This window comes from Chryseobacterium sp. SIMBA_038 (assembly GCF_046535115.1).
Classification (GTDB): domain Bacteria; phylum Bacteroidota; class Bacteroidia; order Flavobacteriales; family Weeksellaceae; genus Chryseobacterium.
This window is the reverse complement of sequence record NZ_JAWRXH010000001.1, coordinates 147,552-162,439: the sequence shown is the minus strand read 5'-3', so window position 1 is coordinate 162,439 and position 14,888 is coordinate 147,552. Positions and strand designations below refer to the sequence as shown.

The following is a 14,888-nucleotide window of genomic DNA, read 5'->3' as shown; positions in this document are numbered from 1 at the left end:
TGATAGCAATTTTAACATTCTCCGTATTAAAATATCACTGTTAAATTAACATAATATTTAAAAATATAATAATCAGACACTTTACTTTAGCACAGCAAAAACTGTTTTTAAAGACCTGAATTTTTAACGTTTTACTATGTAAAATCTGCTACCATTTCAATATATCAACACAATGAAAAACTTAACCATTTTTGGACTAACGCCTTTTGAAAAACCGGATGCCAACCTAATGCTTGCAATGCATCAGGCAGGTGCATTTCCCATCCTAAGTTTAGGGCACGAATTAACGACCGCACAGCAAGCACTAAATCAGCTTGAACAGGCAGATATACCTTCTTATGGTATTTGCTTTTCTAATGATAAACTTACCTCAATTCAACTATCAGAGAAGGTGAAATTTGCAATTCTTCCGTTTGGATCTACGTTCAATTCCAACTCAGAAGTATCAATTATTTATCAGGTAACCAGCTTACAGGAAGCCAGACAAGCCGAACAATCAGGAGCAAAAGGAATTATCATAAAAGGAAATGAAGCGGGCGGGCTTGTCGGCTACGAATCAACTTTTATCTTGTTTCAACGCATCATTAAAGAAATCAAAAACATTCCTGTTTGGGTACAAGGAGGAATCGGACTTCATACTGCAGCAGCGGTAAAAGCGTTGGGAGCAACCGGAATTGTACTGGATAGTCAACTTGCTTTATTCCCGGAAAGTTCCGTTCCAAAAGACATCAAAGATCTCTGTTCAAAACTCAATGGAACAGAAACTAAAATCATCGCCAATCATCGCGTATTGGTGAGACCTAACTCTCCTGCATTACCTGAAAATACAACCGCTGAAGATCTAAAAAAATACTTTACAGATCTTGATATCACTAAGAGTTATATCCCAATGGGTCAGGACATTTCATTGGCAACAGACTTGTATGAAGATTTCAAAAATCTAAAGAAAATGGTTTTTGGATTTAAAGAAGCAATGTACGGCCATTTGAGACAAGCAAAAGCCCTTCAGATTATTGCTCAAGATAATATTTTGGCTAAAGATTTAGGTTTAAAATATCCGATTGCTCAAGGACCAATGACCCGTGTGAGTGATGTTCCGGCATTTGCCAATGCTGTTGCAGAAGCAGGTGCTTTACCTTTTGTTGCTTTATCTTTATTAAAAGGTCAACAGGCAAAAGCCTTGGTAATGGATACTAAAAAATTAGCAGGCGAAAAAACATGGGGTGTGGGAATTTTAGGATTTGCCCCTCAGGAATTAAGAGAAGAACAAACATCTTATATATTAGAAGCTAAACCTCCCGTTGTATTGATTGCTGGAGGAAGGCCAGCCCAAGCAAAAGTATTTGAAAAAGCAGGAATAAAAACATTTTTACATGTTCCTTCTCCCGCTTTATTAGATATTTTCCTGAAAGAAGGTGCCACTAACTTCATCTTCGAAGGTCGTGAATGCGGCGGCCATGTGGGTCCACTTTCAAGTACCGTTCTTTGGGAAAAACAAATAGAACGTATTTTAAAAGAAGAACATCCTGAAAACATCAGCGTATTTTTTGCAGGAGGGATTCATAATGATTTTTCTACAGCTTTCGTTTCCATCATGGCGGCTCCATTAGCAGCAAGAGGTGTAAAAGTTGGCGTATTAATAGGAACGGCTTATCTATATACTCAAGAAGCAGTTACTTGTGGAGCCATTCAGGAAGAATTCCAGGTACAGGCTTTACAGGCAGAAGAAACCGTTTTATTAGAAACTGCTCCTGGGCACGAAACCAGATGTTTAGACACTACATTTGCTCAACATTTTAATAATGAAAAAGCAAAACTGATCGCAGCCGGAACAGATAAAAAAGAGGTTTGGGAAAAGCTCGAAAAATTAAATGTAGGTCGATTAAGAATTGCAGCAAAAGGTGTAGAACGTCAAGGCGATCATTTGGTTACCATTCCTAAAGAAGAGCAACTGGATTTAGGCATGTACATGATCGGACAGGTTGCTACCATGCATGAAAAAGTTATCACTCTTGATGAACTTCATCAAAATGTAAGCATAGATAATCATCAATATATTCAAAACGCCGCATTACCGGAAGAGCCGACATCCAACGAAAAAGCATTGGATATTGCCATTGTTGGTATGGAATGTATTTTCCCTGATGCAAAAAATTTAGAAGAATATTGGCGTAATATTATTTTAGGAAAAGACAGCGTAACAGAAGTTCCGGACGAAAGATGGAATAAAGAACTATATTATCACCCGGACTCCAATGAATCAGATGTATCACACTCAAAATGGGGCGGATTTATTCCTAAAATTGATTTCGATCCTTTAGAATTTGGAATTCCACCACAGTCTCTTGCTTCCATTGAACCTACTCAATTGTTAACCTTATTGGTTGCCAAACGTGCAATGGAAAATGCAGGCTACGGTGACAAACATACAAACAGAGAAAATATTTCTGTAATTATTGGTGCCGAAGGTGGAAATGACCTTGCCAACAGCTACAGTTTCAGAGGATTTTATAAACAGGTTTTCGGAGAGCTTCATCAAGAAGTTAAAGAAGCATTTCCGCATACCACAGAAGATTCTTTCCCTGGTATTTTAGCAAATGTTATCGCAGGAAGAATTACCAACCGTTTAGATTTAGGCGGAAGAAATTATACCGTAGATGCCGCGTGTGCTTCTTCTTTGGCAGCTCTTGAATTGGCATGTCAGGAATTGATCTTAAATAAATCAGACATGGTTCTTGCGGGCGGAGCAGATTTACATAACGGAATCAATGATTATCTCATGTTCTCCAGCACTCATGCCCTTTCCAGAAAAGGAAGATGTGCAACCTTCGACAGTGATGCAGACGGAATTGCCCTTGGTGAAGGCGTTGCCATCATAGTTTTAAAACGATATGATGATGCGGTACGCGATGGTGACCGTATTTACTCTGTCATTAAAGGAGTTGGAGGATCTAGTGATGGTAAAGCTTTAGGTCTTACTGCTCCGAGAAAAATCGGTCAGGTAAGAGCTTTGGAGCGCGCATACGCCCAAGCTGGTATTAGTCCTTCTTCTGTTGGATTGGTTGAAGCTCATGGTACAGGAACTGTTGTTGGAGATAAAACCGAATTAAGTGCTCTTACTAATTTATTCAGCCGTTCAGGTGCATTGCCGGGACAGACGCATTTAGGTTCAGTTAAAACTCAGATCGGACATACAAAATGTGCTGCCGGATTAGCAGGATTAATTAAAGCTTCTTTAGCAGTTTATCACGGAGTAAAACCTCCTACCCTTCATTTACAACAACCTAATGCTTATTATAATGTTCAAACCAGTCCGTTTGCTTTCTACTCGGAAAGTGGATTATGGAGTGAGAAAAACCGTTATGCAGGAATCAGTGCTTTTGGATTTGGGGGAACTAATTTCCACGCTGTCATTGCCAATCATCCTAAACAAGACGATTCTGCGGTATTGCAATCTTGGCCTTCGGAATTATTTGTATTCCGTGGAGATACGTATGATGAGGCTAAGATTCAATTAAATCAAATTAAATCTTTACTTGAAGTAAACGATACTATTTCATTAAAGAATATTGCTTACAGTTTAGCCGTTAGCTCAGAAAAACAAGTTCAGTTAAGCATTGTTGCAGACACCACCGAACATTTGATGATGAATATCGAACTGGCACTTTCCGGAATTGAAAGCAAAGACACTTTCACTGTTAGTAAAAAAGACGGTAAAGTAGCATTTTTATTCCCTGGACAAGGCAGCCAGAGAATCAACATGGCTCGTGATCTGTTCGTTGCTTTTCCTGAAATGCGAAAACTAATCAATTCATATCCTGAATTGGAAAAAGTAGTTTTCCCTTCAACCACTTTTAACGAAGCAACATTAAAACAGCAAAAAGAAACCATTAAAGATACCCGATTAGCACAACCTCTTGTGGGAATTGTTGATCTTGCCTTAGCAAAACTTCTACAATCTATTGGGATTGTTCCGGATATGTTGGCGGGTCACAGTTATGGCGAATTGCCTGCTTTATGTTTTGCAGGCGTTTTTGAAGAAGAAAAATTAGTTGATTTAAGTATCAAGAGAGCGCAATCCATTTTAGACTCAGTAGAAGGCGGTGATCACGGAACAATGATCGCAGTAAGCTCAACAAGAGAAAATCTACAGCCTATTTTAGATACCGTTGAAGGTTGCTATCCTGTCAATTACAATGCACCAACGCAATGTGTGGTAGCAGGAAGTACAGAAGCGATCAACAAATTAATGGAAATCCTTAAACAGGAACGTATTTCTGCTAAAAAACTGGAAGTTGCATGTGCCTTCCACAGTCCGTTATTGGCTAAATCTAAAAATTTATACCAAACCGTTTTACAAGATATTTCTTTCGAAGAAATGCAGATTCCGGTTTGGTCGAATACAACAGCCACAACCTATCCGACCTCAGTTTCAGAAATAAAAGAAAGGTTAACCAACCATTTGGTACAGCCTGTAAGATTTGTAGAAGAGCTTCAAGCAATGTACGAAGACGGCGCAAGAATCTTTATCGAAGTTGGCCCTGGTAAAGTGTTAGCAGGATTAACCAAATCTTGTTTGGATAAAGAACATTTAACGCTATCGGTAGAAGACAGTAATGGGAATAAATTGACTTATCTACTTTCTATGTTGGCTCAATATTTAGGGACGGGTCGTCATTTTAATATTGCTAAACTTTTCGAAGGTCGTAATGTTCAGTTAATTCAAATCGATCAACCTGAATTATACAAGAAAAGTCCTGCCATCTGGCGTGTAAACGGACAAGCTGCACATCCAACAAACGGATCATTGCCTGCCAATGGTGCATTACCAATCATAACTCCAATTCAAATGAACAACTTTACAAATAACCAAGCTCCTGTGATTGAATCTCAATCTAATACTGAACGTATGTTGCAGGAATATTTAAACAGCATGCAACTTATGATACAGGCGCAACGCGATGTAATGCTTACGTTCTTGGGACAAAATCCTCAAGTAAGCCCTGCTCCTGTTTATGTTTCACAAGTTCCGGCTCATTCAAACAGCCATGCGCCAATCATTTCTGCTCCTTTAAATGACGGTGTTGAAAAAACGATTATCATCCCGGTAAAACAAGCTCCAACAAAGGATATCAAAACATTATTGCTTCAGGTTGTAAGTGATAAAACAGGCTATCCTCACGAAATGTTGGGGATGGAAATGGACTTGGAAGCTGATTTAAGTATTGATTCCATTAAAAGAGTTGAAATCATCGGTACTCTGAAAGCTGAGTTAGGTTCTTTCTCCTCAAATAATGCCAATGAAGATACTATTATGGAACAATTAGCCGGAATTAAAACATTAAGTGGTTTAGTTTCTTGGTTAACAGAATATTCAGGCGCATCAAATACAACAGAAAAAGTTGGAGTTATCGAAACTCAGGCTTCAACTTCTCAAGCACAAGCTGGATTTTCTCTTGAAGACCTTCAAACGGCTATTTTAAATATCGTAAGTGATAAAACGGGTTATCCGAAAGAAATGTTAGGGTTAGACCTTGATTTAGAAGCAGATTTAAGCATCGATTCCATCAAACGTATGGAAATTATCGGTGATCTTAAAACAAAAATCGGTTTCGGTGGCGATATGGAACAGGCAGATGATTTAATGGAAAAGTTAGCTGCGATCAAAACATTGAACGGACTGGCTTCATGGATCAACGAAATGAGCGGAAACAGCACGCCAGAACCTGAGCAAAGCTCTTTGTCGCGTCTTCGTTTCGACTTGACTCCCACTAACGTTTCGTTAATTGAAAATAATGAAATATTACAGGGAAAACGTTTTGCCATCACTCAAAATGAAAGCAATCAGACATTAGCTATCAAAAAAGAGCTTGAAAAACATGGCGCGATTGCAGAACTGGTAGATACAGACAAAGATCTGTCGGATTTTGACGGATTAATTATCCTTGATCTGTTTTCATCTTCTGTAAAGCACAATATCATCGATCACGTTGATTTAATCAAAAAAATGGATCTTGATAAAGCAAAATGGATCTATTTGATTTCCGATACTCCGGCTCATGTTCAGGAACTGACGGACACTACTCTTTTGCGTCATTATAAAGGACATCCGGGACTTTTCAAAAGTCTGGCTCGTGAATTTGAACAGACGAATTGCAGACTGATCAGCTTAACTTCTCCTCAACAAATCGATCAGATCGCAGAAATTGCTTTAAAAGAAATTTTATCAACCGATAAACCTTCTGAAGTAATTTATAAAAATGATCAGAGACATAAAGTGGATATTATTCCATCGCCGTTATCAACTGGTCTGAGTGAAGCACAAATTCAACTCGATAAAGATTCTGTTGTTTTGGTTCTTGGAGGTGCACAGGGAATTACGTCCGAACTCGCAAAACATATGTCACAGGCCTATCCTTGTACGTATATTTTGGTGGGAAGATCCGAAGACCCTAGAAATCAGGCAACAAATAGAGAATTAGAAGTCATGAAAACCAAGGAAGAAATAAGAGCCTATCTTATCAAATCCGGAACATTCACTTCGCCTTCTGAAATCGAAAAAGAAACGATAAAAGTTTTCAAAAATAACCAGATTCTGCGCACCATCCGTGATATGGAGCAATTGGGAAATACAATTGTTTACCAGTCATTAGACCTTTGCGATGAAAATGGTTTGTCTGAATTAATTAATTCTATTTACGAAAAATACAATCGTTTAGACGGCGTTATTCACGGTGCCGGATTATTGGAAGATAAATTATTCAAACAAAAAACAACAAGTTCTTTCGGACGTGTTTTCGATACTAAAGTGAAACCGCTTCGTGTATTGGCAGAACAGCTTCGTACGGATTGTCAGTTTGTGGTGCTATTTTCAAGCATCGCTTCAGTGTACGGAAATAAAGGTCAAACCGACTACGCAGCCGCAAACTCAGTTTTAGACGATTATGCGAATGCTTTAAATAAAAAATTAAAAGGAAAAGTAATCTCCATCAACTGGGGGCCTTGGAAAGGAGCCGGAATGGTTTCAGCAACCCTGGAAACAGAATATGAAAGAAGAGGAATTTCTTTAATTCCATTGGAACAAGGCAAGGAAATTTTCCTGAACGAAATAAAATACGGAACTGAAAGTCAGGTATTAATCATGTCTGGAACTAACTGGTAATCTCTGTTTTAATTGAATATATGAAAAAAACAGATGTTGCAGTAATTGGTCTGTCCTGCGTCTTTCCGGGGGCGCAGGACGCCGATACTTTTTGGCAAAATATTGTCAATAAAGTAGATTCTACCCAGCTGGCTCCAGCCGACCGAATCGATCCTGTTCATTTCAGTGACAGTACGAATCCGGTTGACCGTTTTTATTGTCAGCGTGGTGGATTTATCTCTGATTATGAATTCGATCCAACAGCTTTCGGAATTTTACCATTGGCTGTTGAAGGAACTGAACCCGATCATTTATTAACGCTGGATTTGGTTCAAAAAGCCTTAGACGATGCCGGAATTTTCAAGAAAAATATTTCGCTCGAAAAAACAGGAATCATCATCGGGAAAGGAAATTACACAGGGCCGGGCGCTACCCGTGCTATCGAAATTGTAAGAACTGGGGAACAAATTTCTTCCTTATTAAAAGAATTGTTACCCGAAGTTTCTTCTGCCGATATCGAAAAAGTGAAACACGCTTTTCAGGAAAGAAAAGGTCGTTTCGCAGCCGATACTGCCATGGGATTAATCCCAAATTTAGTAGCTTCATTGGTAGCCAACCGATTCAATTTGGGAGGCGCCGCTTTTACCGTTGACGCAGCCTGCGCAAGTGCTTTATTAGCCGTTGATCATGCTGTTCAGGAACTTCAACGAGGTCGTTCTGATATTATGATTGCAGGAGGCGTTCACACCGGACAAAACGCTGCTTTTTGGAGTATTTTTGCTCAATTGGGTGCCATGTCCCGTCAACAACAAATCAAGCCTTTCAGCAGTGATGCAGATGGGTTATTGATTGGTGAAGGCTGTGGTTTTGTCGTTTTAAAAAGATTGGAAGATGCCGTTCGTGATCAGGATAAAATTTATGCGGTCATTAAAGGCGTCGGAATCAGCAGTGACGGAAACGGAACCAGTGTGATGAGCCCTGCGGTAAAAGGTCAATTGAAGGCTCTACAACAGGCTTGGGCTAATGCAGATTTAGATGAAAATCAAATCGGTTATTTAGAAGCTCACGGAACAGGAACGCCACTTGGTGACAAGACCGAATTGCAGACTTTAGCTCAGTTTTTCGGAAAAGAAGAAGGGGGTAAAATTGCCGGAATCGGTTCTGTAAAATCGAATATCGGTCACGCAATGCCTGCTGCTGGAATTGCCGGTTTAATTAAAACTTGTCTGGCTTTGCATCACGATACATTGCCACCGACATTGTATTGCGAAAATCCGACTTCGGAAATGCAGAAAACAAGATTCGAACCTGTTCAGGAAGCAAAAAACTGGTCGAAAACAGGCTTACCAAAAGTAGCGGCGGTGAATGCTTTCGGATTCGGAGGAATCAATGCACATGTGGTATTGGAAGGCTATGATATGCCTAAAAAAGATAAAGTTTTAATCTTGGCCAGACCCACGCATAAAGAATTATTAACCGCTTTACAAAATAATGAAACAACGATAGGAGAAGGAAATTTCCGAGTCGCGATTTTCGAACCAACTCCTGCGAGAATTGAAAAAGCGACTAAAATTGTTGCTAAAAATAATCCGTGGCGCAACAAACAGGATATTTGGTACACCAATACTCCTCTATTGCAAAACGGAGAAAAAGTAGCTTTTGTTTTTCCCGGATTAGATGGATTAGCGAAAGGTGAAGTAGAAAGTGTAAGCCGTTATTTCAACATCAACGCACCGATTGAAACGGAAGGCGAAGGATTGTTAAATGACGCTTTAAATATCTTCAATAACTGCAGTATTCTCGATAATTCATTAAAGAAACTGGGAATTATTCCCGATATGAATGCAGGACACAGTTTGGGAGAATGGCTCGCGGGCTACTCTTCTGAATTGGCAGAAGTAAATTCTGTAAAAGCTCTCATTGATGTTTTAAATCCTGAAACTTTTGAGTTAAAAGATTCTAAATTTATCGCCATCGGAGCCGGAATTGAAATCATTAAACCTATTATTGAAGAAATTCAGAATGTTTATATTTCTAATGACAATTGCCCAAATCAGGTGATTCTTTGTGGAAGTAATTCGGCTTTGGAGGAATTGGTTCCAGTTTTAAAATCAAAACAGATCTTTCATCAGATACTGCCCTTCCAATCAGGATTTCACTCGCCTTTTATCGCTGATAAATTAGATGTGATTTTGGCAGGAATGGAAAAAGCACAGTTTCAGCAGACGAAAATTCCGTTATGGTCGGCAACGACTTTGGAACCCTATCCGGCTGATCAGGACGCGATCAGAAAACTGAGTGCAGAACATCTTGTAGAACCCGTTCGTTTCCGTGAGCTGACGGACAAATTATACGAAGAAGGCGCAAGATTTTTCATTCAGATCGGAACAGGCGGTTTAATTGGATTTATTGATGATACATTGAAAGGAAAAGCTTTCAGTACCATTGCTTCCAGTGTTGCGACGCGTTCTGCATTGGCTCAATTTCAGAGAGTCGTTGCGGCGTTATTCGTGGAAGGAAAAACAGTCGCTTTGGACTTTTTAGATATTCAAAATCAAGCCAAAAAATCATCCGGAAAAGGCATTAAACTGGAATTAGGTTCACCCATTATCCGTGATTTTGCAGAGATTAAAAATTTAGCCAAATCAATCGATACGCCGAAGCAAAAAGCTACTGCGACCGTTGCAAAAACAGGACATCCGTTGGTTCAGGCATTTCAGGATAATATTTCGGACATGATCAAAATGCAGGAAGAAGTTTTGACTTTATTTCAGGATCGTCCGAAAGTTTCAATTCCGAATGTTGTGTTGCCAAAAGCTCAGGCTCCGATAAGCAAGAATTTTGAGAAAACATTATACGTAACGTTGGAAACTCACCCTTACCTCATCGACCACAGCTTATTGAGACAGCCAAAAGACTGGACAGAAGTTGCCGATATGGAACCTGTGATTCCGATGACGATGATTTTCGAACAGCTAGCGGAAATCGCACAGGCAGAAATTGAAGGAAGCCAGATTCATAAAATCATGAATGTAAGCGTTTTTCAATGGATGAATGTAGCAAAACCTTTCGAAAAAACAGTAAAAGGAGAATGGAAATCGACCAATCATGCGTATTTGGATATTGAAAATTTTGCAAATGCTGAAGTTTTATTAACCTCAACAGCAAGACCAAATCCTACCTTCAATCTTTCCATCGGAGAAATATTACCCATCGAACGAACTCCCGAAGAAGTGTATGAAATGCACATGTTTCACGGTGAAAAATATCAGGGAATTACAGAAGTTTCAAAGGTCGGAACGAAAGGAATTATCGGAAAAATCAAAGGAAACGGCGGAAAAGGTTCGTTGTTGGATAATGCAGGACAGTTATTTGGACTTTGGCTGCAATTAACCTTAACAAAAGACAGAATTGCTTTCCCTGTAAAAATCAAAGACATTGAATTTTTTGGAGATTTACAGGATCAGGACGGTATTTTCGAATGTACCTGCAGTCTGACTGAAATGAATGACGAATTTGCGATCGGTGATATTCTTTTAACCCAAAACGGAAAAGTCTGGTGCAAAATTTCAGGCTGGCAAAACCGCCGTCTGGAAATCGATGCCGCGCTTTGGAATGTTTCGATGTCGCCTTTACACAACCGTCTCTCGGAGGAAATTGCGCCTGAAGTATTTTTCTTCCATCAGGCGTATACCAGAGTGGCATCGTGGGATTTTATTCTGAAAAGATATTTCAATCAGACCGAAAAACAGCATCACCAAACCTTACTTCCCAACAAGAGAAAAAATTATATGGTAAGCCGTGTTGCAGTGAAAGATGCAGTGAGAAATCTTCTTAAAAAGGAAAAAAATCACCCTTGCTTCCCCATTACTTTTGAAGTTGGGAAAGATGAGGTTGGAAAACCGTTCTTAATTGGAGATTCCACGAAGGATATTCACATTTCTTTAGCACATAAAGGAAAAGATGCCGTCGGAATTGCAAAAAGCGGAAAACCTGTCGGAATCGATATGGAAATCATGGAAGAAAGAAGTTCAGGATTCTATGATTTGGTCTTTACCGATAACGAATTAGTATTATTAAAAGGAAAAGATCAGGCAGAATGGACAACCAAATTCTGGGTAGCCAAAGAAGCCTACGGAAAATTCGTAGGAACAGGACTAAAAGGAAATCCGAAAAATTTCGAAGTTGAGAAAATAACAGAAGATTCTTTATGGATCAATCAAACAGAAATCAAAACAATTAAACATAAAAATTATATCATAGGATGGACACTATAAACACTACAGCAAAATTAAATCACGAAGAATTATTCACTCTTTTAAAAGGTTTCATCACAGAAGTTATCGGTGAAGAATTTGTAGAGGAAATGGACATTACGCCTGAAAGTTCTTTTACGAAAGATCTGGAAATGGACAGCATCGAAATCGTTTCATTTTCAGAAAAAATCAAAGAGCATTTTGGCGACCAGATCGACTTTACAGGATGGCTGTCTTCAATGGATTTGGACGAGTTGATTAACCTTGATTTAAGTATGATTATCAATTACATCTACGAATGCCAATAATCTCTGTTAACGATAAAAAGGTTCATATTCAGGAACTCAACAAAGGTGCTGAACAAACTGTGGTACTGATCCACGGGATGTTCAGCAACCTGTCTACTTATTATTTTAATATTGCTCCGATTCTGGCAAAACACTTCCATGTTGTGATGTTTGATTTGAAAAGTCACGGCATGAGCGAACGTTTTACAGACGGTTACGATCTGGAAAATATGTCTTCCGATGTTCTGGCTTTAATGGATGCTTTACATATTGAAAAAGCACATCTTGTCGGTTACAGTTTTGGGGGATTAATTTCTTTAAAAACCGCTTTAAAAGCTCCCAATCGCATTGAGCAGCTGGTTGTTATCGAAGCTCCAGACCCTCAGGACGAAAAAGCAAGAAATATTATTGATGAATACAGCAAAGAGTTTCTGGAACATTATGTAGCCAATTTTACCGACACCACGAAAGTACAAATGGGCAAAAGACAGATGGAAAAAAATCATCGTATGTATGAATTTCTGTTTAATCAGACCAGCATTAAAGCGGATATGATTAAAGAAAAACATTTCCTGAGCGAAGTTGATTTTTCGGAATTAAAACCTTCGACAATGCTGATGTATGGTGAAGATTCCAACTGCAGACCGACAGGAGAATGGCTGAATACTCAAATCGGAAATTCTGAATTACAATTAATTCATGGAGATCACAACATCCCGATTCAGGAACCTGTTTTAATTGCGGAAACCATCGCCCATTTTTTATCAAAATCATTAAAAACCTTATCACAAAACCATGGCTAAATTTGTATTTATAGTTCCACCCTTAACTGGTCATGTCAATCCCACACTAAGCATCGGTGCCACTCTTCTGGAAAGAGGACACCAGGTTGCATGGATAAGTCTCGACCAACAATTACAACATAAACTTCCGGAAGGCGGAGAATTATTATTGATTCAGTACGACCAGACGGACGAAGAAAAAAGAGAAAGCGAAAACTATCTCGATATTATTTCTAAAAAAGTCGTTTACGGAATCGACAGCATCAAATTTCTGTACGAAGATGTGCTGATTCCTTTAAACAGACATTGCTATAACGGGATTATTCCTTTGTTAAAAGCTTATCAACCCAATTTGGTGATTGGCGACCATCAATTATTTGCGGCTTCCATTGCTGCGAAAAAATTAGGTTTGCCTTATGCTACAACAGTTACCGCTCCGGCTGCGATTAAAATCATGAGTGAACTACCGAAAGTTCATGAGTGGGAAGAAAAACAAATCATCGCTTTACAGCAGGAATTGGGTGTTGAAGAGAACCGCGCATTAGATTGTTCGGATTTATTGACGTTAGTTTTAACATCACAATATTTCTTTGGCGAAATGGATTTGGAATCGAATTTCCAATTTACAGGTCCGGTTCTTACGGAACGTCGTGTTTCCAGTGAATTTGATTGGGAGAAATTCAACAACACTCCAAGAAAAAAGATTTTAGTAAGCATCGGAACAACTTTCGATCACGAACATAAAAAAGCATTTTTCCAAAAGGTTGTTGATGCTTTTAAAGATGAAAACTTAACGGTTGTTGTAGTTTCAGACCCTCAGCTTTTTGAAGAATGGCCGGAGAATTTCATGGTGTACCAGCAAGTTCCTCAGTTGGATTTGTTACCTCATTTGGATGGCGTTGTTTCTCATGGCGGTCACAATACGGTTTCCGAAACGTTATCAAATGGTTTGCCGTTGGTGGTGATTCCGATTGCGTATGACCAGTCGCATGTTGCAGGACGTGTTGTGCGTACCGGAGCGGGTGAACGTCTGAATTTCAACCGGTTTAAAGCTCATCATTTAAACGAAGCCGTACAGAATATTTTAACCAATCCTGAATATAAAAAAGCAGCCGAAATTGTCCGCGAATCTTTCATCGAAGCTGGAGGAAGCGCAACAGCAGCCAATTTATTAGAAAATGCCATTTCAAATTCAATTATGGAAAAACCGAAGTCTAAATTTTTATTTGTTGTTCCCCCATTTTTTGGACATATCAGTCCAACTTTGAGTGTTGGAGCGAGTTTAATTGCCCGTGGTCATGAAGTAAAATGGTTCGGAATTACGCCTTTAGACAACAAACATATTCCGGAAGGCGGAAGTTATTTTTATCCTGAACAGGATTTAATTCCGTATCAGGATGAAATTGCAAAAATTTTAAAAAGACAGGATGATGGTCCTGCCTGTTCAGGTCCAGAAGTGATGAAACTGGCTTTGGAAGAAACCTACGTTCCTTTCGCTAAAATGATGATGCCTGGTTTGGAAACATTGACCAAAGAATGGCAGCCTGATGTTATTGTGAACGATTGTATCACTTTCGGAGGAGCGCTTTTTGCTCATAAAAATAATATTCCGTGTGTGACAACAACACCTGTTCCACCCGATGTGATGGGCGATACCGAAAACAGTGCTCCGAAAATTTTCGAATGGCAGCAGAATTTAATCAAACAGCTTCAACAAGAAGTCGGAATTGAAGATGACGGAATTTTCATTCATTCTCATCATTTGAATTTAATTTTTACTTCTCAAAAATTTGCGGATTTTGAAGAAGTTCCAACGCACATGAAATTCGTAGGGCCTGTAAAAGGTCGTCCAAATCCTGCACCTTTTGACTGGGATAAATTAAATGCTTCGACAACTCCGAAAATATTTGTTTCGTTGGGAACATTATTGGTAGATATCCGAAAAGCATTTTTCGAAAAAGTAATTGCTGCGTTTGCAGATCAGCCTGTAACGGTAATCGCTGCTACTCCACCGGAAATTTTTGAGGAATGGCCATCGAACTTTATTGTGAGTAGCTTTGTTCCACAATCAGCATTGATGCCGCACATGGATGCTGTGATTTGTCATGGCGGTTTCAATACCGTGAATGATACGTTTACCAACGGATTACCGATGCTGATTACACCAATTGCTTACGACCATTTTCATATTGCAAAACTGATTGAAAAAGCAGGTTGCGGAATTAGCATTCGATATAAAAGATTACGTGTAGATGCCCTTCGTCAGACTGTTTTTGAACTATTGGAAAACCCAACGTACAGAAATGCAGCCAAAGAAGTTCAATCGAGTTTAATTAATGCAGGGGGAAATGATCGTGCGGTTGAATTGCTGGAAAATTTTGTTGAACAATCCACTTTAGTTCCTGTGTAAGCCTATGAAATC

General features: G+C 39.1%; 5 protein-coding genes. All 5 read left to right on the top strand.

Going from position 1 to position 14,888, the window contains the following annotated elements:
* Nucleotides 1–172: 172 nt before the first annotated feature.
* Genes SB689_RS00675 through SB689_RS00655 form a run of 5 tightly spaced genes read left to right on the top strand, consistent with a single transcriptional unit; the run spans nucleotide 173 to nucleotide 14,876 of the window.
* Entirely contained in the window at nucleotides 173–7,162 is a 6,990-nt protein-coding gene (locus SB689_RS00675) for an SDR family NAD(P)-dependent oxidoreductase (protein ID WP_410690170.1), read from the top strand.
* Nucleotides 7,163–7,182: 20 nt separating this feature from the next.
* A complete protein-coding gene (locus tag SB689_RS00670) occupies nucleotides 7,183–11,418 on the top strand; it encodes a beta-ketoacyl synthase N-terminal-like domain-containing protein (RefSeq protein ID WP_410690169.1) in 4,236 nt (1,411 codons plus the stop codon).
* Entirely contained in the window at nucleotides 11,406–11,705 is a 300-nt protein-coding gene (locus SB689_RS00665; RefSeq protein WP_410690168.1) for an acyl carrier protein, read from the top strand. The genes SB689_RS00670 and SB689_RS00665 overlap by 13 nt, the downstream gene beginning before the upstream one ends.
* Nucleotides 11,696–12,487: an alpha/beta fold hydrolase gene (locus tag SB689_RS00660; protein ID WP_410690167.1), complete on the top strand. Its 792-nt coding sequence runs from the start codon at nucleotides 11,696–11,698 to the stop codon at nucleotides 12,485–12,487. Before SB689_RS00665 ends, SB689_RS00660 begins: the two co-directional genes overlap by 10 nt.
* The gene (locus SB689_RS00655; protein ID WP_410690166.1) at nucleotides 12,480–14,876 is read left to right on the top strand and encodes a glycosyltransferase; all 2,397 of its coding nucleotides are present in this window, start codon (nucleotides 12,480–12,482) and stop codon (nucleotides 14,874–14,876) included. Before SB689_RS00660 ends, SB689_RS00655 begins: the two co-directional genes overlap by 8 nt.
* Nucleotides 14,877–14,888: the final 12 nt, after the last annotated feature.

What these genes read in the sequence shown, in the direction of transcription:
- SB689_RS00655 (WP_410690166.1), top strand. Translation starts at nt 12,480, where the DNA reads ATGGCTAAATTTGTATTTATAGTTCCACCCTTAACTGGTCATGTCAAT.
- SB689_RS00670 (WP_410690169.1), top strand. Translation starts at nt 7,183, where the DNA reads ATGAAAAAAACAGATGTTGCAGTAATTGGTCTGTCCTGCGTCTTTCCG.
- SB689_RS00675 (WP_410690170.1), top strand. Translation starts at nt 173, where the DNA reads ATGAAAAACTTAACCATTTTTGGACTAACGCCTTTTGAAAAACCGGAT.
- SB689_RS00660 (WP_410690167.1), top strand. Translation starts at nt 11,696, where the DNA reads ATGCCAATAATCTCTGTTAACGATAAAAAGGTTCATATTCAGGAACTC.
- SB689_RS00665 (WP_410690168.1), top strand. Translation starts at nt 11,406, where the DNA reads ATGGACACTATAAACACTACAGCAAAATTAAATCACGAAGAATTATTC.